At 42.1% G+C, this 19,780-nt stretch carries 28 protein-coding genes; all 28 read right to left on the reverse strand.

Annotated elements, in window-relative coordinates; translation table 11 throughout:
* Positions 1 to 4: 4 nt before the first annotated feature.
* A complete protein-coding gene (secY, locus tag VEHSUH06_RS00555; protein WP_009351196.1) occupies positions 5 to 1,267 on the reverse strand; it encodes a preprotein translocase subunit SecY in 1,263 nt (420 codons plus the stop codon).
* Between the two features lies 1 nt (position 1,268).
* On the reverse strand, positions 1,269 to 1,715 hold the full coding sequence (gene rplO, locus VEHSUH06_RS00560) for a 50S ribosomal protein L15 (RefSeq protein ID WP_009351117.1): 447 nt from the start codon (positions 1,713 to 1,715) through the stop codon (positions 1,269 to 1,271).
* Between the two features lie 22 nt (positions 1,716 to 1,737).
* On the reverse strand, positions 1,738 to 1,917 hold the full coding sequence (rpmD, locus tag VEHSUH06_RS00565; RefSeq protein WP_004695138.1) for a 50S ribosomal protein L30: 180 nt from the start codon (positions 1,915 to 1,917) through the stop codon (positions 1,738 to 1,740).
* 14 nt (positions 1,918 to 1,931) lie between these two features.
* On the reverse strand, positions 1,932 to 2,435 hold the full coding sequence (rpsE, locus tag VEHSUH06_RS00570) for a 30S ribosomal protein S5 (protein ID WP_004695136.1): 504 nt from the start codon (positions 2,433 to 2,435) through the stop codon (positions 1,932 to 1,934).
* A gap of 18 nt (positions 2,436 to 2,453) precedes the next feature.
* The gene (gene rplR / locus VEHSUH06_RS00575) at positions 2,454 to 2,834 is read right to left on the reverse strand and encodes a 50S ribosomal protein L18 (protein WP_050781715.1); all 381 of its coding nucleotides are present in this window, start codon (positions 2,832 to 2,834) and stop codon (positions 2,454 to 2,456) included.
* A 17-nt stretch (positions 2,835 to 2,851) separates the two neighbouring features.
* Positions 2,852 to 3,397, reverse strand: coding sequence for a 50S ribosomal protein L6 (gene rplF, locus VEHSUH06_RS00580; protein WP_009351078.1), 546 nt, complete (start codon positions 3,395 to 3,397; stop codon positions 2,852 to 2,854).
* A gap of 24 nt (positions 3,398 to 3,421) precedes the next feature.
* On the reverse strand, positions 3,422 to 3,808 hold the full coding sequence (rpsH, locus tag VEHSUH06_RS00585) for a 30S ribosomal protein S8 (RefSeq protein ID WP_009351061.1): 387 nt from the start codon (positions 3,806 to 3,808) through the stop codon (positions 3,422 to 3,424).
* Between the two features lie 27 nt (positions 3,809 to 3,835).
* On the reverse strand, positions 3,836 to 4,105 hold the full coding sequence (gene rpsN, locus VEHSUH06_RS00590; protein WP_004695122.1) for a 30S ribosomal protein S14: 270 nt from the start codon (positions 4,103 to 4,105) through the stop codon (positions 3,836 to 3,838).
* A 16-nt stretch (positions 4,106 to 4,121) separates the two neighbouring features.
* The gene (gene rplE / locus VEHSUH06_RS00595; RefSeq protein WP_105097398.1) at positions 4,122 to 4,661 is read right to left on the reverse strand and encodes a 50S ribosomal protein L5; all 540 of its coding nucleotides are present in this window, start codon (positions 4,659 to 4,661) and stop codon (positions 4,122 to 4,124) included.
* Between the two features lie 23 nt (positions 4,662 to 4,684).
* Complete coding sequence (gene rplX / locus VEHSUH06_RS00600; RefSeq protein ID WP_004695118.1) at positions 4,685 to 5,005, reverse strand: 50S ribosomal protein L24; 321 nt, start codon at positions 5,003 to 5,005, stop codon at positions 4,685 to 4,687.
* An 18-nt stretch (positions 5,006 to 5,023) separates the two neighbouring features.
* Positions 5,024 to 5,392 (reverse strand): 50S ribosomal protein L14, encoded by a 369-nt coding sequence (gene rplN, locus VEHSUH06_RS00605; RefSeq protein ID WP_004695117.1) that lies wholly within the window; start codon positions 5,390 to 5,392, stop codon positions 5,024 to 5,026.
* A 24-nt stretch (positions 5,393 to 5,416) separates the two neighbouring features.
* A complete protein-coding gene (gene rpsQ, locus VEHSUH06_RS00610) occupies positions 5,417 to 5,677 on the reverse strand; it encodes a 30S ribosomal protein S17 (RefSeq protein WP_009351146.1) in 261 nt (86 codons plus the stop codon).
* A gap of 39 nt (positions 5,678 to 5,716) precedes the next feature.
* Positions 5,717 to 5,920 (reverse strand): 50S ribosomal protein L29, encoded by a 204-nt coding sequence (gene rpmC / locus VEHSUH06_RS00615; RefSeq protein ID WP_004695115.1) that lies wholly within the window; start codon positions 5,918 to 5,920, stop codon positions 5,717 to 5,719.
* Complete coding sequence (gene rplP / locus VEHSUH06_RS00620) at positions 5,910 to 6,347, reverse strand: 50S ribosomal protein L16 (protein WP_004695114.1); 438 nt, start codon at positions 6,345 to 6,347, stop codon at positions 5,910 to 5,912. Before rplP ends, rpmC begins: the two co-directional genes overlap by 11 nt.
* A complete protein-coding gene (gene rpsC / locus VEHSUH06_RS00625; protein WP_009351281.1) occupies positions 6,347 to 7,012 on the reverse strand; it encodes a 30S ribosomal protein S3 in 666 nt (221 codons plus the stop codon). Before rpsC ends, rplP begins: the two co-directional genes overlap by 1 nt.
* A 16-nt stretch (positions 7,013 to 7,028) precedes the next feature.
* Positions 7,029 to 7,364 (reverse strand): 50S ribosomal protein L22, encoded by a 336-nt coding sequence (rplV, locus tag VEHSUH06_RS00630; protein WP_004695112.1) that lies wholly within the window; start codon positions 7,362 to 7,364, stop codon positions 7,029 to 7,031.
* A gap of 13 nt (positions 7,365 to 7,377) precedes the next feature.
* Entirely contained in the window at positions 7,378 to 7,659 is a 282-nt protein-coding gene (gene rpsS / locus VEHSUH06_RS00635) for a 30S ribosomal protein S19 (RefSeq protein WP_009351118.1), read from the reverse strand.
* A 23-nt stretch (positions 7,660 to 7,682) separates the two neighbouring features.
* Complete coding sequence (gene rplB, locus VEHSUH06_RS00640; RefSeq protein WP_105097399.1) at positions 7,683 to 8,513, reverse strand: 50S ribosomal protein L2; 831 nt, start codon at positions 8,511 to 8,513, stop codon at positions 7,683 to 7,685.
* Between the two features lie 26 nt (positions 8,514 to 8,539).
* On the reverse strand, positions 8,540 to 8,824 hold the full coding sequence (rplW, locus tag VEHSUH06_RS00645) for a 50S ribosomal protein L23 (protein WP_004695108.1): 285 nt from the start codon (positions 8,822 to 8,824) through the stop codon (positions 8,540 to 8,542).
* Entirely contained in the window at positions 8,824 to 9,447 is a 624-nt protein-coding gene (gene rplD / locus VEHSUH06_RS00650) for a 50S ribosomal protein L4 (protein ID WP_004695105.1), read from the reverse strand. Before rplD ends, rplW begins: the two co-directional genes overlap by 1 nt.
* A gap of 26 nt (positions 9,448 to 9,473) precedes the next feature.
* A complete protein-coding gene (gene rplC, locus VEHSUH06_RS00655; protein ID WP_004695102.1) occupies positions 9,474 to 10,115 on the reverse strand; it encodes a 50S ribosomal protein L3 in 642 nt (213 codons plus the stop codon).
* A gap of 12 nt (positions 10,116 to 10,127) precedes the next feature.
* Positions 10,128 to 10,439 (reverse strand): 30S ribosomal protein S10, encoded by a 312-nt coding sequence (gene rpsJ, locus VEHSUH06_RS00660; RefSeq protein ID WP_004695100.1) that lies wholly within the window; start codon positions 10,437 to 10,439, stop codon positions 10,128 to 10,130.
* A 181-nt stretch (positions 10,440 to 10,620) separates the two neighbouring features.
* Positions 10,621 to 11,808 (reverse strand): elongation factor Tu, encoded by a 1,188-nt coding sequence (gene tuf / locus VEHSUH06_RS00665; RefSeq protein WP_009351099.1) that lies wholly within the window; start codon positions 11,806 to 11,808, stop codon positions 10,621 to 10,623.
* 50 nt (positions 11,809 to 11,858) lie between these two features.
* Entirely contained in the window at positions 11,859 to 13,934 is a 2,076-nt protein-coding gene (gene fusA / locus VEHSUH06_RS00670) for an elongation factor G (protein WP_105097400.1), read from the reverse strand.
* A gap of 15 nt (positions 13,935 to 13,949) precedes the next feature.
* On the reverse strand, positions 13,950 to 14,420 hold the full coding sequence (rpsG, locus tag VEHSUH06_RS00675; protein WP_004693556.1) for a 30S ribosomal protein S7: 471 nt from the start codon (positions 14,418 to 14,420) through the stop codon (positions 13,950 to 13,952).
* A 52-nt stretch (positions 14,421 to 14,472) separates the two neighbouring features.
* A complete protein-coding gene (gene rpsL, locus VEHSUH06_RS00680; RefSeq protein ID WP_004693554.1) occupies positions 14,473 to 14,847 on the reverse strand; it encodes a 30S ribosomal protein S12 in 375 nt (124 codons plus the stop codon).
* Between the two features lie 76 nt (positions 14,848 to 14,923).
* On the reverse strand, positions 14,924 to 15,169 hold the full coding sequence (locus VEHSUH06_RS00685; RefSeq protein WP_105097401.1) for a ribosomal L7Ae/L30e/S12e/Gadd45 family protein: 246 nt from the start codon (positions 15,167 to 15,169) through the stop codon (positions 14,924 to 14,926).
* A 401-nt stretch (positions 15,170 to 15,570) separates the two neighbouring features.
* Positions 15,571 to 19,773 carry a DNA-directed RNA polymerase subunit beta' gene (gene rpoC / locus VEHSUH06_RS00690; RefSeq protein WP_105097402.1) on the reverse strand — a complete coding sequence of 1,401 codons (4,203 nt, stop codon included), beginning with the start codon at positions 19,771 to 19,773 and terminating at the stop codon, positions 15,571 to 15,573.
* Positions 19,774 to 19,780: the final 7 nt, after the last annotated feature.

The following is a 19,780-nucleotide window of genomic DNA, read 5'->3' on the forward strand; positions in this document are numbered from 1 at the left end:
CCTCCTATTTCACAAAGCCTTTATAGTGGCGTGTTACCATGAGCGACTCGATTTGTTGCATTGTATCAAGTGCTACACCTACAACGATGAGAAGAGCCGTACCACCAAAGTATACGCCTTGGACGCCGGTAATGCTACCGAGGAAATTCGGTATAATAGCAACGACAGCTAAGAATACAGCGCCAGCCAAAGTGATTCTGGTCATCACGTTATCCACATAATCAGCAGTTGGTTTACCCGCACGAATGCCTGGGATAAAACCACCGTATTTTTTCATATTATCTGCCATATCTGTAATGTTGATAGAGATTGCAGTATAGAAATACGTAAAGATAAAGATCAATAATGCATACAATGCCGTTTGTAACGGCGTACCCCATGTAAATAGATCCGCAACTTTATGAACAAATTCATTGTCAATAAATTGCGCAATCGTCACAGGGAACATCAACACAGATGACGCAAAGATAATTGGGATTACACCTGCCTGATTGACTTTCAACGGCAAGAATGTAGAGTGACCACCGTACATTTTACGCCCTACTACGCGTTTTGCGTATTGGATAGGAATGCGACGTTGGCCTTGTGTAACTGCGACTACGACAGCAATCATCGCAAGTGCAATTACAGCAAATAAGAATGCTTGGAACATGTTAATTGTTCCGTTTTGGATATATTGATAAATTGTTTCTAGACCATCTGGTAATCGAGCTACGATACCAGCAAAGATGATCAAGGAAATACCATTACCTATACCATATGCTGTGATTTGCTCACCAATCCACATCAACAAGCATGTGCCTGCTGTAAGAATGATGGCCACAACAAATACACTAAGGAAATCATTATTTACCAAAGCGTTGTTTGCTCTAAGAGCAAATGCCATGCCTGCGGCTTGTACAAAGCCAAGGACTACGGTGCCATAACGAGTTACCTTCGCTATTTTCTTACGCCCATCCTCACCATCTTTACTCCATGCTTCAAACTGTGGAACTACAGACTGAAGCAGTTGCATGATGATGGAAGCATTGATGTAAGGGGTAATACTCATTGCAAAGATAGAGAACTTACTAAGCGCACCACCAGCAAACAAGTCTAATAGACCGAATAGGTTACCGGATGTAAACAAAGATTCAATGACAGATGCATCTACACCTGGTACTGGAATGTGAATGCCGGCTCTAAATACGGCAAACATCATCAACGTGTACAAAATCTTGTTACGTAACTCGGTAATCTTAAAGATGTTCGAGAGGCTATCTAGCACCCTAGATCACCTCTACTTTTCCGCCTGCTGCTGTGATTTTTTCTTCAGCAGATTTAGTGAAGCCATTAGCGATAACAGTCAAGTTTTTAGTTTCCAATGTACCGTTACCTAAAATACGAATACCATCGCGTACATTTTTCAAAATGCCAGCTTCAATAAGAGCTACTGGATCAACTGTTGCACCGTCTTCAAAACGGTTCAATTGTTCTACGTTAACTTCAGCATATTGTTTAGCAAAAACGCTGTTGTTGAAACCGCGTTTTGGTAAACGACGATAAAGAGGCATTTGGCCGCCTTCAAAACCGGAGCGAACGCCACCGCCAGAACGGGAGTTTTGACCTTTTTGACCACGACCAGATGTTTTACCCAAGCCAGAACCTAAACCACGGCCTACACGAGTACGAGCTTTTTTGGAACCAGCTGCTGGTTGTAATTCATGAAGTTTCATTCAGTGCACCTCCTTATCAGTATTAAACTTCTTCAACTTTAACTAAATGTCTAACTTTGTGAAGCATACCTTCGATTTGAGGTGTTACTTCTTTTACAACTTGAGAATTAGTTTTTTTCAAGCCCAAAGCTTTAACTGTCGCGCGTTGATCTTCAGGACGACCGATTAAGCTTCTTGTTAATGTTACTTTAACTTGTGCCATTTCTTGTCTCCTTATTACGCGTTATAGATTTCTTCAACGGTTTTACCACGAAGTTCAGCAACTTCGCTAGCGCGTTTCAAATCTTTCAAACCTTCAATTGTAGCACGAACCATATTGTTAGGGTTAGAAGAACCCAAGGATTTAGTCAAGATGTTACGAACACCTACTAATTCCAATACGGCACGAACAGGGCCACCAGCAATAACGCCAGTACCTTCAGCAGCTGGTTTCAAGAATACGCGGCCTGCGCCGAATACGCCTGTTACGCTGTGAGGGATTGTACCATTTTTAATAGCTACGTTTACAATATTTTTCTTAGCATCATCGATACCTTTGCGAATTGCTTCTGGTACTTCCGCTGCTTTACCTAAGCCAACGCCTACATAACCGTTGCCATCACCAACAACTACAAGAGCGCTGAAGGAAAAACGACGACCGCCTTTAACTACTTTGGCTACGCGGTTGATGAATACTACTCTTTCTTTAAGATCAAGACTGGTGTAGTCAATTCTCGCCATGTCTATAGTTCCTCCTTCTTAGAATTTTAAGCCTGCTTCACGAGCACCTTCTGCAAGGGCTGCTACGCGGCCGTGGTAAATGTAACCACCACGGTCAAACACTACTGTGTCAATACCTTTAGCGATAGCTTTTTTAGCAACTGCTTCACCAACAGCTTTTGCAGCAGCTACGTTACCACCATAGGATAAGTTCAAATCTTTATCTAAAGAGCTAGCAGCAACCAAAGTTGTACCTGCTACGTCATCGATAACTTGAGCATAGATGTTGCCTAAAGAACGGAATACGTTCAAACGTGGGCAAGTTGCCGTACCAGAGATGTGACGGCGAATACGAAGATGACGTTTTGCTCGAGCGATGTTTCTACTAGATTTACGAGGCAAGATATTCACTCCTTTCATTCATATAGATGATATTACTATTTACCTTTTGCACCAGCTTTACCAGCTTTACGACGAACAACTTCGCCTTCATAGCGGATACCTTTACCTTTGTAAGGTTCTGGTTTTCTCCATTTACGGATATCAGCTGCTACTGCGCCTACAACTTCTTTGTCTGCACCAGACACAATGATTTTGTTAGGAGCTGGAACGTCAATTGTAATACCAGCTGGAGCTTCCATTTCTACTGGATGAGAGAAGCCAAGTGTAAGAGCTAATTTATTGCCTTGTTTAGCCGCTCTGTAACCAACACCGTTGATTTCAAGAGTTTTTGTGAATCCTTCAGATACGCCTGTTACCATATTAGCAACAAGAGCGCGAGTCAAACCGTGAAGGGAACGATGAGCTTTATCCTCGGAAGGACGAGCTACTGTAATTGTGTTACCTTCTACAGTGATAATCATATCTGGATGCAAATCGCGAGATAATTCACCTTTAGGACCTTTTACGTTCATATGATGGTTATCATATGTAACAGTAACGCCTGCAGGGATCTCGATAGGCATTCTACCGATACGTGACATTATTTCTACCTCCTATTGCTACTATTACCAAACGTATGCGATTACTTCGCCACCAAGACCTTCTTTACGAGCTTGTTTGTCGCTCATAACGCCTTTGGATGTAGAAATAACTGCGATACCCAAACCACCAAGTACACGAGGAAGTTCTTCCTTTTTCGCGTAAACACGTAAACCAGGTTTGGAAATACGTTTAATTCCTGTAATAACTTTTTCGTTATTGGAACCATATTTCAATGTTACTTTTAAAGTATTTTCTTCTTTTTCAACGCTCTTAACGAAACCTTCTTGTAAAAGGATGTCAAGAACTGCTGCTTTCATTCTAGATGCAGGAATGTTTACCGTTTCATGAAGTGCAGCGTTTGCATTACGGATGCGCGTAAGCATATCCGCGATAGGATCGGTCATTACCATAATCTAAAAACCTCCTCTCGTCTAATATTACCAGCTGGCTTTTTTAACACCAGGAATTTGTCCTTTGTACGCCAATTCACGGAACGCAATACGGCTGATACCGAATTTACGCATATAGCCGTGAGGACGACCAGTTAAGTTGCAACGGTTGTGCAAGCGTGTTGGGGATGCATTTGCTGGTAATTTGGACAAGCCTTCATAATCACCTGCTGCTTTTAACGCTTCACGTTTAGCTGCATATTTTTCAACGATTTTAGCGCGTTTCTTTTCGCGTTCAATCATAGATTTTTTAGCCATCTATATGTTCCTCCTATTATTTTTCAAAAGGCATACCGAATTGAGTCAACAATTCACGAGCTTCTTCATCTGTATTAGCACTTGTTACGATAATGATATCCATACCTGTAACACGTTCTACCTGATCATATTCGATTTCAGGGAAGATGAGCTGTTCTTTAAGACCCAAAGCGTAGTTACCACGGCCATCGAATGCAGTAGCGCTGATACCGCGGAAGTCACGTACACGAGGTAATGCCGCATTGATCAATCTATCAAGGAATTCATACATGCGTTCGCCACGAAGAGTAACTTTTGTACCCAACGCCATGCCTTCACGAACTTTAAAGTTCGCAATGGATTTTTTAGCTTTTGTGATTACAGGTTTTTGACCAGCAATGATAGTCAAATCTTTAACTGCTGCTTCCAATGCTTTTGCATTGCCTACTGCATCACCAACGCCGATGTTGATAACGATTTTTTCCAATTTAGGGATTTCCATAACGTTGCCGTATTGGAATTTTTCTTGCAAACTCTTTTTAATTTCAGAGTTGTATTGTTCAAATAAACGAGACATTTATTTAGCTCCTCCTTTCCTGATTATTTAAGTACTGTACCAGATTTAACTGTAGCGCGAACGAATTTACCGTCTTTGCCTTCAACTTTTTTGATACGAGTAGCTGTTTTAGTTTCTGGGTCAACAACCATTACGTTAGAAACATGGATACCAGCTTCTTTAGTAACGATGCCGCCTTGTGGGTTAGCTTGGGAAGGTTTTGTATGACGTTTTACAGTGTTTACGCCTTCAACAAATACGCGTTCTTTTTTAGGTTCAGTTGCGATAACTGTACCTTGCTTACCTTTATCTTTACCGGAGATAACAACAACTGTATCGCCTTTTTTGATTTGTAGTTTAGCCATATGCTGCGTTCCTCCTTCTTATAATACTTCTGGAGCCAAAGAAACAATTTTCATGAAGTCTTTTTCACGAAGTTCTCTAGCTACAGGTCCAAAGATACGAGTACCACGAGGGGTCTTGTCATCTTTAATAACTACTGCTGCGTTTTCATCGAAACGGATATAGGAACCGTCTTGACGGCGGATACCTTTTTTAGAACGAACAATAACAGCTTTGACTACGTCGCCTTTCTTGACAACGCCACCGGGTGATGCATCTTTTACAGAAGCAACGATTACGTCACCGATATTGCCGAATTTGCGATAAGAACCGCCCATGACTTGGATGCACATAATACGTTTTGCACCAGTGTTGTCGGCAACATTCAAAATTGTTTGTTGCTGGATCATCGTCTATTCCTCCTTACATCACTCTTATTTTAGTCTTTCAAGAATTTCAACAACTCTCCAACATTTATCTTTAGAAAGTGGACGAGTTTCTACAATTTTAACTGTATCGCCAACTTGGCACTCATTATTTTCATCATGAGCTTTGAAGCGTTTTGTGCTAACCATTGGCTTGTTATATAATGCGTGAGGTACTTTACGTTCTACAGCAACAACAACAGTTTTATTCATTTTGTCGCTTACAACTTTACCTACGCGGACTTTACGTACGTTTCTTTCTTCTGCCACGATTTTAAGCCTCCTTTTCAACCTTTAACAAATCTGTTATTATGCGTTTTCAGATTTAAGTTCAACTTCACGTTGTACAGTTTTAATACGAGCGATTGTCTTCTTAACTTCACGAATGCGCATAGGATTTTCTAATTGACCTGTTGCAAGCTGAAAACGGAGGTTAAATAACTCTTCCTTAAGACCGGAAACTTTTTGTTCCATTTCGGCAGCGCTCATATTGCGAATGTCATTAACCTTCATTTACGTCACCACCCAATTCTTTACCCTTAACAACAAATTTGCATTTGATTGGAAGTTTATGGCTTGCAAGACGCATAGCTTCACGAGCTGTAGCTTCTGGCACACCGTCCATTTCAAACATTACACGACCTGGTTTAACTACTGCTACCCAGTATTCAGGAGAACCTTTACCGGAACCCATACGAGTACCAGCTGGTTTAGCTGTAATTGGTTTGTCAGGGAAAATTTTAATCCATACTTTACCACCACGTTTGATATAACGAGTCATAGCAATACGGGCAGCTTCGATTTGACGGTTAGTGATCCAAGATGGTTCGCATGCTACCAAGCCGAACTCACCATGAGACACTGTATTACCGCGCATAGCACGACCTTTCATACGGCCGCGGAATTGCTTACGATGTTTTACGCGCTTTGGAATAAGCATTACTTGCCACCTTCTTCCTTCTTAGCAGGTTGTTTTGCTTCTGGCAAAACTTCACCTTTGTAAATCCATACTTTAATGCCGATACAACCATATGTTGTATGAGCTTCAGCAGTGCCGTAGTCGATGTCTGCACGAAGTGTATGCAAAGGAATAGAACCTTCACGGTAGGATTCGCTACGAGCGATTTCAGCGCCGCCAAGACGACCGCTTACCATGATTTTGATACCTTTTGCACCTAAGCGCATTGTACGACCAACAGCTTGTTTCATTGCACGACGGAAACCGATACGGCGTTCCAATTGGCCAGCAATGTTTTCAGCAACTAAAGTTGCATCCATGTCTGCTTGTTTAATTTCTGCGATGTTAACGTCCACTTGTTTGTCAGTGAAACGAGTCATTGCTTTTTTGATATCTTCGATACCAGCACCACCACGACCGATAACCATACCTGGTTTTGCAGTGTGGATAGTCAATTTAATACGTTTATTTGTACGCTCGATTTCAATGCGGGAAATACCAGCAATGAAAAGGGTTTCTTTCAAGAAGTTACGAATTTTTACGTCTTCATGAAGATTAGCAGCGAAATCTTTATCTGCATACCATTTTGCGTCCCAATCTTTTACGATACCGACACGCAAACCGTGTGGATTAACTTTTTGACCCACTCTGTTTCCCTCCTTCTTAAGCTCTTTCTTTAACTACTACTGTTACGTGGCTAGTGCGTTTCAAAATTTTGAAAGCTTGACCACGGGAACGAGGATGAATGCGTTTTAATGTAGGGCCTTGATCAACGAAGATCTCGGATACGTAAAGATTGTCAACATTCATATCGAAATTATGTTCAGCGTTTGCGATTGCAGAACGCATAACTTTTTCTACTACATCAGCGCCAACTTTCGGAGTGAACTTCAAGATGGCAAATGCTTCGCCGATGTTTTTACCGCGCACTAAATCAGCTACGATACGGATTTTACGAGGCGCGATTCGGATATGTCTAGCGATTGCTTTTGCTTCCATGTATTAATTCCTCCTATTTTCTGCCTGTAGATTTTTCGTCCTTACCATGACCTTTATAAGTACGTGTAGGAGCGAACTCACCTAATTTATGACCTACCATATCTTCTGTAATGAATACAGGTACGTGTTTGCGACCATCATGCACAGCAATTGTGTGGCCTACAAAACTTGGGATAATAGTAGAGGCACGGGACCAGGTTTTTACAACTTTCTTTTCGTTAGTTTCGTTTAAAGCTTCAACTTTCTTAAGCAAATGATCTGCTACGAAAGGGCCTTTTTTAATAGATCTGGACACTATTTTATCTCCTTTCCTTTATCCTATTTTGTACGACGTTTAATGATTAAGCTGTTAGAAGCTTTTTTCTTGTCGCGAGTTTTAACACCATGTGCTGGTTTGCCCCAAGGTGTAACAGGATGTTTACGACCAACAGGAGATTTACCTTCACCACCACCATGTGGATGGTCACAAGGGTTCATTACAACACCACGAGTGCCAGGACGAACGCCCATCCAACGATGACGACCAGCTTTACCAATTACTTGGTTGCTGTGGTCAGTGTTACCAACACCACCAACTGTTGCACGGCATTCTTGACGTACGCGACGCATTTCGCCAGATGGTAAACGAAGAATAGCATAGCCATTATCTTTACCCATCAATTGAGCGGATGTACCAGCGGAACGAACGATTTGGCCACCTTTACCGATTTTTAATTCGATATTGTGGATTTGTGTACCGTCAGGGATATTAATCAATGGTAAGCAGTTACCAGGTTTAATATCGGATTCAGGACCGGAGAAAACAACGTCACCAACTTTTAAGCCGTTAGGAGCTAAAATGTAGCGTTTTTCACCATCAGCATAGTTAAGCAAAGCGATACGAGAAGAACGGTTAGGATCATACTCGATTGTTGCTACTTTAGCTGGAATATTATCTTTAGTACGTTTGAAGTCAATAATACGGTATTGACGTTTATGACCGCCACCTTGGTGACGAACTGTCATTTTACCAGTATTGTTACGACCACCTTTTTGAGAAACCTTAGCGAGCAAGGATTTTTCCGGTTTGCTTGCTGTGATTTCGTCGAAGGCGGATACTGTCATAAACCGGCGACCAGCGGAGTACGGTTTAAATGATTTAATTGCCATTAGTGGGCCTCCTTACAACTAGACTCTTAGACACCTTCAAAGAATTCAATGGATTCGCCAGCTTTCAAAGTAACGATAGCTTTTTTGTAATCGCTACGTTTACCTTGTGTACGACCCATGCGTTTAGTTTTGCCTAAAACGCGAATAGTAGCTACTTTTTCTACTTTTACATTGAAGATTTTTTCAACTGCTTGACGGATTTGCACTTTATTTGCAGTTAAAGGCACACGGAAAGTGTATTTGCCTTCTTCCATAAGCATAGTGGATTTTTCGGTAATAACCGGGCGGATTAGTACATCATGTAATTGCATTATCCAAGTACCTCCTCGATTTTTGCGACAGCGCCTTTAGTAATGAAGAGCTTATCGTAATGAAGAAGATCGAAAATGTTCATACCTTCGCAAGCCAAAGCTTTAACACCTTGAATGTTGCGAGCGGAACGTTCAACATTTACATCACCTTCAGTGATGAACAATACTTTTGCATCACCAACGTTGAAGCTATTGATAATGTTCAACACTTCTTTAGTTTTAGGAGCTGCTAATGTGATTTCTTCCAAAACGTATAATTCGCTATTATTCACTTTATCGCTAAGAGCAGATTTAACTGCTAAACGTCTAGCCTTACGAGGCATAGCTTTGTAATAGCTGCGAGGTTGTGGACCAAATGTAGTACCGCCACCGATCCAGATTGGGGAACGGCTGGAGCCTGCACGTGCACGGCCAGTACCTTTTTGTTTCCAAGGTTTGCGGCCACCGCCACGAACCATACCTCTAGTTTTTGTTGCATGTGTGCCGAGACGTTCGTTAGACAATTGACGAACTACGGCTTGATGCATTACGGCTTCGTTAACTTCAACGCCGAATACTGCATCGTTTAACTGTATTTCACCGACTTTAACGCCGGATTGATTATATGTTGCTACTGTAGGCATTACATAATCCTCCTTTCGACAAATGATTATTTAACAGGTTTAACCGTGTTGCGAACCATAACCAAGCTGCCTTTAGCGCCTGGGATACCGCCTTTAACCAATAAAAGGTTACGTTCAGCATCAACTTTCACAACAGATAAGCGTTGTACGGTAACTCTGTAACCACCCATTTGTCCAGGGAGTTTTTTACCTTTGTATACCTTACCGCCACCACCGGAGATCATAGGACCGATGGAACCAGGTTCACGGTGAGATTTAGAACCATGAGTTTCAGGACCACGGGAGAAGTTATGGCGTTTAATTGTGCCAGCAAAACCCTTACCTTTACCTGTACCCACTACGTCCACTAATTCACCTTCTGCGAAGATATCAGCTGCCAGAGTTTGGCCTACTGTGTAGTCAGCTGCATTTGCAACGCGAACTTCGCGAAGATATTTCACTGGAGCTACGCCAGCTTTGTCGAACTGACCTTTTACAGGTTTTGTTAAATGTTTTTCTTTAATGGAACCGTAACCAATTTGTACTGCTTCGTAGCCGTCTGTTTCAACAGTCTTAACGCGCACTACAACGCTTGGGGTAGTTTCCACTACTGTTACAGGAACTAATTGGCCTTCAGCTGTGAAGACTTGTGTCATTCCCAATTTTTTACCCAAAATAGCTTTAGACATTATCGCACCTCCTTATAGTTTTATTTCAATAGATACACCAGCTGGTAAATCTAAACGAGTGATAGCATCTACTGTTTTCGAATTTGGTTCAAGAATATCGATTAAGCGTTTATGTGTACGCATTTCGAATTGTTCACGAGAATCTTTGTTTACGTGTACAGAACGAAGAATTGTGAAGATATTCTTTTCTGTTGGCAATGGAATCGGACCAGAAACCATAGCGCCATTTCTTTTTGCAGTGTCTACGATCTTAGCAGCGCTTTGATCGAGAGCTTTGTGGTCGTATGCCTTAAGGCGAATACGGATTTTTTGCTGTTTAGCCATTATTAATAATTCCTCCTGTCGTCCATTTCGTGAATGGGCTGCTCCATAGAAATTCTCCTCCGCAGAGGCAACCTTCTACTTCATAGTTTAAAAACACAACACGAGAGCGGCATTAGCTGCCGCTCTGAGTGCTGCATGTATTGTGCTCAACGCATCACTACGATGAGCATAAAAGGTTAAATTAACCTTCGATTGCTGTTACTACGCCAGCGCCTACTGTGTGGCCACCTTCGCGAATCGCGAAACGAAGACCTTCTTCAATAGCGATTGGTGTAATCAATTCGATGTTCATTGTTACGTTATCGCCAGGCATACACATTTCTACACCTTCAGGAAGGTTTACAACACCTGTTACGTCTGTTGTACGGAAGTAGAATTGTGGACGGTAGTTGGAGAAGAATGGAGTATGACGGCCACCTTCTTCTTTAGTCAATACGTAAACTTCTGCTTTGAATTTTGTGTGTGGTTTGATGGAACCTGGTTTAGCCAATACTTGACCACGTTCGATGTCTTTACGGTCAACACCACGAAGCAATGCACCTACGTTGTCACCTGCTACTGCAGAATCCAACACTTTACGGAACATTTCAAGACCAGTTACTACGTATTGTTCAGCTTTTTCTTTCAAGCCTACTACTTCGATAGTATCGCCAACGTTTACTTGACCACGTTCAACACGGCCAGTTGCTACTGTACCACGACCAGTGATTGTGAAAACGTCCTCTACAGGCATCAAGAAAGGTTTGTCAGTATCACGAACTGGTGTTGGGATGTAGGAGTCTACAGCGTCCATCAAGTCGTCGATTTTAGCTACATATTGAGCGTCGCCTTCCAAAGCTTTCAAAGCGGAACCTACAACGATAGGTACTTCGTCGCCAGGGAATTCGTAGGAGGAAAGAAGTTCTCGAACTTCCATTTCTACTAATTCGATCAATTCTTCGTCGTCAACCATGTCAGCTTTGTTCAAGAATACTACGATTGCAGGAACACCAACTTGGCGAGCCAACAAGATGTGTTCGCGAGTTTGAGGCATAGGGCCGTCAGCTGCGGAACATACCAAGATAGCGCCGTCCATTTGAGCCGCACCAGTGATCATGTTTTTAACATAGTCAGCATGGCCTGGGCAGTCAACGTGTGCATAGTGACGGTTAGCAGTTTCATACTCAACGTGTGCAGTGTTGATTGTGATACCGCGTTCACGTTCTTCTGGAGCTTTATCGATCATGCTGTAATCTTGGAAGTCAGCTTGGCCTTTTTCAGCCAATACTTTTGTGATTGCAGCAGTCAAAGTAGTTTTACCATGGTCAACGTGACCGATTGTACCGATGTTAACATGCGGTTTCGTACGTTCAAATTTTTCTTTAGCCATTTTAAATTATCCTCCGAGGAAAATAGTAATTCTATTAATCTAATGTAAGATTAACCGTTTTTCTTTGCTTGAATTTCTTCAGCAATTTTCTTAGGAACTTCTTCGTAATGATCGAATGTCATGGAGTAGTTACCGCGACCTTGAGTTTTAGAACGAAGGTCTGTTGCGTAACCGAACATTTCGCTCAATGGAACATATGCTTTGATATGTTGGTTGCCATTACGAGCTTCCATGCCGTCCATGCGACCACGACGGGAGTTCAAGTCACCGATAACGTCGCCCATGTATTCTTCAGGAACGTCTACTTCTACGGACATGTATGGTTCAAGCAATGCAGGATCTGCTTTGCGAGCACCTTCTTTAAAGCCCATGGAACCAGCGATTTTGAAGGCCATTTCGTTGGAGTCAACGTCATGGTAGGAGCCGTCAAATACGATAACTTTGATGTCAACCATTGGATAACCAGCGATAACACCAGATTCCATAGCTTCTTTAACACCGTTTTCTACAGGTCCAATGTATTCACGAGGAATTGCACCACCTACGACCTTATTTTCAAATTCGAAGCCAGCGCCTGGTTCTTGTGGAATCAATTCCAACCAGCAGTGACCATATTGACCACGACCACCAGACTGACGTACGAATTTACCTTCAGCTTTAACAGCTTTACGGATAGTTTCGCGATATGCTACTTGAGGTTTACCTACGTTACAATCTACTTTGAACTCACGGTTCATACGGTCAACGATGATATCCAAGTGAAGTTCGCCCATACCGGAGATAATAGTTTGACCTGTTTCTTCATCAGTACGAACTTTGAAAGTAGGATCTTCTTCTGCCAAACGAGCAAGAGCTGTACCCATTTTTTCTTGGTCAGCTTTTGTTTTAGGTTCAACAGCAACGGAGATAACTGGTTCAGGGAATTCCATGGATTCAAGGATTACAGGATTCTTTTCATCACACAATGTGTCGCCTGTAGTAGTATCCTTCAAGCCAACCGCCGCAGCGATGTCACCAGAGTATACGCGTTCGATTTCTTTACGGGAGTTAGCGTGCATTTGAAGAATACGGCCGATACGTTCTTTTTTACCTTTAGTGGAGTTGAAAACGTAGGAACCGGATTCCAATGTACCGGAGTACACACGGAAGAACGCTAATTTACCAACATAAGGGTCAGCCATGATTTTGAATGCCAATGCGGAGAATGGCTCTTCATCGGAAGAAGGACGAGTTGTTTCTTCTTCAGAACCAGGAATTACACCTTTAATAGCTGGGATGTCGATTGGAGCTGGCATGTAATCGATTACAGCGTCCAACAACATTTGTACACCTTTGTTTTTGTAGGAAGAACCACAAAGAACTGGGAACAATTGGTTAGCAATAACTGCTTTACGCAATGCTGCTTTCAATTCTTCTTCAGTGATTTCTTCGCCTTCCAAGTATTTCATCATGATATCGTCATCTGTTTCAGCGATAGCATCGATCATCATTTCGCGACGAGCTTCTGCTACTTCTTGATATTCAGCTGGGATATCAGTGATTTCAAATTCTTTACCGTCATCGGATAAGTAAATTTCAGCTTTCATAGTCATCAAGTCGATGATACCTTTGAAAGTATCTTCAGAACCGATTGGCACTTGAATAGCTACGGAATTTGCACCTAAACGGGATTTCATCATGTCAACTACGTTGAAGAAGTCAGCACCTACAGTATCCATCTTATTTACATAAGCGATACGAGGTACGCCGTAGTTAGAAGCTTGACGCCATACTGTTTCGGATTGAGGTTCAACGCCACCTTTAGCACTGAATACCGCAACAGAACCGTCAAGTACACGTAGAGAACGTTCTACTTCTACAGTAAAGTCAACGTGACCAGGAGTATCGATGATGTTGATACGATGTTCTTTCCATTGACAAGTTGTCGCAGCAGAAGTGATTGTGATACCACGTTCTTGTTCTTGCTCCATCCAGTCCATCGTAGCAGCGCCTTCATGTACTTCGCCGTTCTTATGAACGATACCTGTATAGTAGAGGATACGTTCTGTAGTTGTTGTCTTACCAGCATCGATGTGGGCCATGATACCGATATTACGAGTTTTTGCTAAGGAAAACTCTCTTGCCACAGTTGTCACCTCTTATTACCAACGATAATGAGCAAATGCTTTATTAGCTTCTGCCATTTTATGAGTATCTTCTTTTTTCTTGATTGCAGCGCCTGCATTGTTGAAAGCGTCCATCAATTCGCCTGCTAAGCGTTCTTTCATAGTGCGTTCACCACGAAGACGAGCGTAGTTTACAACCCAACGAATACCGAGGGTTTGACGGCGATCAGCACGAACTTCAACTGGAACTTGGTAGTTCGCACCACCGATACGGCGAGCACGTACTTCAAGTACAGGCATAACATTTTTCAATGCTTGATCAAAAACTTCCATTGGGTCTTGACCCATTTTGGAACGAATAATTTCGAATGCATCATATACGATAGTTTCAGCAATGCCTTTTTTGCCATCGTACATAACTTTGTTAATGAAACGTGTTACTAATTTGCTGTTGTACACCGGATCTGGAAGTACATCACGTTTCGGAACAGGGCCTTTTCTTGGCATGTTCAATTCCTCCTTTATACTGATGTGTGTTAGTTTCGTTTAATGGCTAAAATTATTTTTTAGCTTTTTTCGCGCCGTATTTGGAACGACTTTGCATACGATTTTGTACGCCAGCTGTATCCAATGCACCACGAACGATGTGATAACGCACACCTGGAAGGTCTTTTACACGACCGCCTCTGATAAGTACAACACTGTGTTCTTGTAAATTGTGACCAATGCCTGGGATGTAAGCAGTTACTTCAATAGCGTTTGTCAAACGTACACGGGCAACTTTACGAAGCGCGGAGTTTGGTTTCTTTGGAGTAGCTGTGTACACACGAGTACATACACCACGTTTTTGTGGAGATTCTTGAAGCGCTGGAGCTGTAGATTTTTTAGTCAAGCTCATGCGACCTTTGCGTACTAGCTGATTAATTGTTGGCATTTGGGCACCTCCTTTCCAAATTTGAGATTTATAATTGATCCGTCATAACAAAGTGTTACATCGGATATTACCGAAATTAACGAAGGATACCTACCGCTGTGGCCCGCACCTTAATGCGACACGCACGACCGAGGTCATCCATAGTGTGCTTATCATTCACAGGTATGCCCTGTGCTTCACAAGCAGTTCGTATAGGTTCAACTACACTTTCATCACTATCATGTCCAACGAACACATAGTTTACAGTTCCTTTAGCAATGTTTTTCAACGTTTGCTTGGCACCGATTGTTTTGTTCATCGACTTCAGATGGGCAATGTCCATAGTAAAATTCTCCTTACGAAACTATGCTACTTAGGCATACTAGCCCCTGAGCACTATGTAAGTATATCAATTACACTAGCCATTGTCAAACGTTTTTCAAGGGTTAACACCGCTATACAACTGCATTTTATATGTACACGTTTCCGTGTGTTTCATAATGTCGAATCATATAAATCTATTTCTAATTTTTATACAATATTCCGTGATTTTAACTCATTTTTATACATAATATTAATATTATGTCTATTAATCACATTTCATGTATGCATAATTGATATAACACAAGTATAAGTAACCGAATTTTATATGTATTTTATTTAAAGTGCAACTATTATAAGTGAATTGTAATTATATATAAAAAGAGCGCGCCCTAAGGCACGCTCTTTTAATACCCCTATAGATTATTCTTCTACAGCTGGTTCTTCAGTAATATCAATAATTTCAGGTGTGTTTTTCACAACCTCAATTTTGCGGTAACGGCTCATGCCAGTACCTGCAGGAATCAATTTACCGATAATTACATTTTCTTTTAAGCCCAATAATGGATCGATTTTACCTTTGATTGCAGCGTCGGTAAGAACACGTGTTGTTTCTTGGAAGGACGCAGCAGACAAGAAGGAATCCGTTGCCAAAGCGGCTTTTGTAATACCCAATAACGTGCGTTTGCCTGTAGCAGTTTCACGACCATTAAGAGTAAGACGACGGTTTTCTTCGTCAAAGGTATTAACGTCGACCATATCCCCTGGAAGCATATCTGCATCGCCAGCTGTTTCAATTTTAACTTTATGAAGCATTTGACGAACGATAACTTCGATATGTTTATCGTTAATTTCTACACCTTGAGATTTATATACTTTTTGTACTTCGTATACGAGGTAACGTTGAGTAGCTTCAGTACCCATTACGCGCATAATATCGTGAGGGTTGATAGAACCTTCAGTCAAACGAGCACCCAAGGATACAACATCACCGTCTTTAACGATAATGCGGAAACCATAAGGGATGAGGTAATCAAGTTCAATACCGTCTTCACCAGTAATAAAGATTGTATTTGTACCTTTTTTACCTTCGTTAGGTACAACGCGAACTGTACCTTCGTTTTCTGCGATGATCGCATTACGTTTTGGTTTACGCGCTTCGAACAATTCTTCGACACGTGGCAAACCTTGCGTAATATCGTCACCTGCGACACCACCAGTATGGAATGTACGCATTGTTAACTGTGTACCAGGTTCACCGATGGATTGGGCTGCAATAATACCTACTGCTTCACCAACTTGAACTTGGTTACCAGTACCTAAATCGCGACCATAACACTTGCGACATACACCATACGGGCTGCGGCAAGTCAATACGGAACGGATTTTAACTGTTTCATAGTGTTTTACAACTTCATCAGCCAATGGTTCTGTGATTTCACCGTTAAGAGGAACGATAACTTCACCAGTTTCCTTATTAACTAATTCTTCAGCTGCAATACGACCTACGATACGATCTTTTAACGGCTCAATAACACCAGTACCTTCAACAATTGCTTCCACTTCGATACCGTGGATTTCATTGTTGCGTACTTGTACTTCTTTTACATCGGAGTTAAGAATCGCTTCGATGCCTTCTTCAGTGAGGCGTGTATCAGCAGGGAAGATTTCTACGCCTTCGCTATCAACGATGGCATGTACAGTATCCTTGTTCAACATATTTTGAACCATAGTTTCTTTTAATGTTGCACGGATGCGTTCATCGCTTTCACCAAGAATAATTTTTTGAACCAAATTAGTATGGTTGATATCACTATCAGAACCTAGATGCGCACCACGCAATGCAACAGATGTTACACCGGATTCTGCAATATCTGCCAAGCATTGTTCGTCTAAGATAGTTTCAGCAGGAACAACAAGTTCGCCTGTTTCTACGTTCACTACATCTTTATCTAGAACACGACCAATGAGTTTGTCTTTCAACAATTCCAAAGCTTGACGCGGAGATGTAGCCAAACGAGCACGTTCACGAACGAGATCGATACCTACAACATCACAATCGTCCTCACGAACGATAACATCTTGAGATACGTCAACAAGACGACGAGTCAAGTAACCGGAGTCAGCTGTACGAAGAGCTGTATCGGCCAAACCTTTACGAGCACCGTGAGAGGAAGTAAAGTAATCCAATACAGTCAAGCCTTCTTTAAAGTTTGCTTTGATTGGTAAGTCGATGATACGACCAGATGGATCGGCCATCAAACCACGCATACCAGCAAGCTGACGGATCTGTTGTTTGTTACCACGGGCACCAGAGATAGCCATCATGTAAACAGGGTTGAAGCCATCTTTGTCGCGCGCCATATTATCCATCATGGCATCAGTAACATCATCTGTTGCTTTTGTCCATAATTGGATTGTTTTGCGGTAACGTTCTTCTTCTGTAATAAGACCACGACGGTACATACGAGATACTTTTTCTACCTCTTGTTCCGCTGTGTCTAATAAGCCAGTTTTAACTTCTGGTACTTTAATATCAGCAATAGCTACGGTCATACCTGCGCGACGAGCGAAGGAGTAACCTAAGGATTTAATACGGTCCAAAAGTTCTGCAGTTTTTTCATTGCCAAACAATTGGAAGCATTGGTCAACCAATTTACCAACTGTTTTCTTATCCATAACCTTACCTAATGTGTAAGTGCCATCTTCGTTTTGTGCATATTGCCATAATTCAGGGAACAATGCATTGTTAAAGATCAAGCGACCTGCAGTCGTTTCAACGCGACCGTAGCCAGGCATACGGATATAGAGAACATCTTGCAAGCCGATGACACCTGCTTCATAAGCAAGCATTACTTCATCATAAGTAGCAAATGTTTTAGCATTATCTTTAGTATTTTCACGTACTACTGTTAAGTAGTATGTACCCAAGATCATATCCTGAGATGGTACCGCTACTGGTTTACCATCTTTAGTGGACAAGATATTGTGGCTAGAAAGCATCAATGTACGAGCTTCTGCTTGTGCTTCTACGGACAATGGTAAGTGACACGCCATTTGGTCACCGTCAAAGTCGGCGTTGAAGGCTGTACATACTAATGGATGCAATTTGATAGCACGGCCTTCCCAAAGAATTGGTTCGAAGGCTTGGATACCAAGTCTATGCAATGTAGGGGCACGGTTCAAGAGAACTGGATGTTCTTTGATTACCTCTTCCAAGGATTCCCATACGCCAGGGCCAATTCTTTCAACTTGGCGTTTAGCAGCCTTGATGTTGGATGCTTGACCGCGTTCTACCAAACGTTTCATAACGAATGGTTTGAACAATTCCAATGCCATTTCTTTTGGCAAACCACATTGGTGCATTTTAAGTTCAGGACCTACTACGATTACGGAACGACCGGAGTAGTCAACACGTTTACCGAGCAAGTTTTGACGGAAACGACCTTGTTTACCTTTAAGCATATCGGACAAGGATTTTAACGGACGGTTACCAGGACCTGTTACAGGACGACCGCGACGACCATTATCGATCAATGCGTCAACAGCTTCTTGAAGCATACGTTTTTCGTTGCGCACGATAATATCAGGAGCACCTAAGTCTAACAAACGTTTCAAACGATTGTTACGGTTGATAACACGACGGTATAAATCATTGAGGTCAGATGTAGCAAAACGACCACCATCTAATTGAACCATTGGGCGCAATTCAGGCGGGATTACAGGTACGATGTCCATAATCATCCACTCAGGGCGGTTGCCAGATTGACGGAATGCTTCTACTACTTCTAAGCGACGAACTGCACGAATTTTACGTTGACCACTAGCAGTGTTCAATTCTTCACGCAATTCAGCATTCAATGCTTCAAGATCAAGTTCTGCTAAGAGAGCTTTTACAGCCTCAGCACCCATGTCGATACATACGAAGAGAACCTCTTCTGCAGCACCTAATTCATAGCGCTCTTCACGAGTTAATTCTTCGTATTCTTTATCTGCTTCTGGGATTGTTGCATCATCGCGAAGAGCTGCATTGTAGCGCTCTTTGCGTTGTGCTTCACGAACAATAGCTAAACGTTCATTGCGTTGAGCTACGGTTTCGATTACGACGGATTTACCACCGATAGTGTAACCGTCTTCGTTAAATTGAGCTTCATATTCGCGGTATTCTTGCTCGGACAATAATTGACGTTTTGTCAACGGAGTACCAGCCGGATCTACTACGATGTAGGAAGCAAAGTATAATACGCGTTCCAAGGAACGTGGGGATACGTCAAGGATAAGGCCCATACGGGATGGGATACCTTTGAAGTACCAAATGTGAGATACAGGAGTGGCCAATTCAATATGACCCATACGTTCACGACGTACTTTCGCACGTGTAACCTCTACACCACATTTGTCGCAGACTACGCCTTTATGGCGAATGCGTTTATATTTGCCGCAGTGACATTCCCAGTCTTTTGTTGGTCCAAAAATGCGCTCGCAGAATAGACCATCACGTTCTGGCTTCAACGTACGGTAGTTAATAGTTTCAGGTTTCTTAACTTCCCCATGAGACCAAGCTAAGATCTGCTCTGGAGAGGCTAAACCGATTCGCATGGAATCGAATTCATTTACGTCTAGCACTACTATC

Origin of the sequence: Veillonella sp. S13053-19, from assembly GCF_002959835.1 — a bacterium.
GTDB classification, from domain to species: domain Bacteria; phylum Bacillota; class Negativicutes; order Veillonellales; family Veillonellaceae; genus Veillonella; species Veillonella rogosae.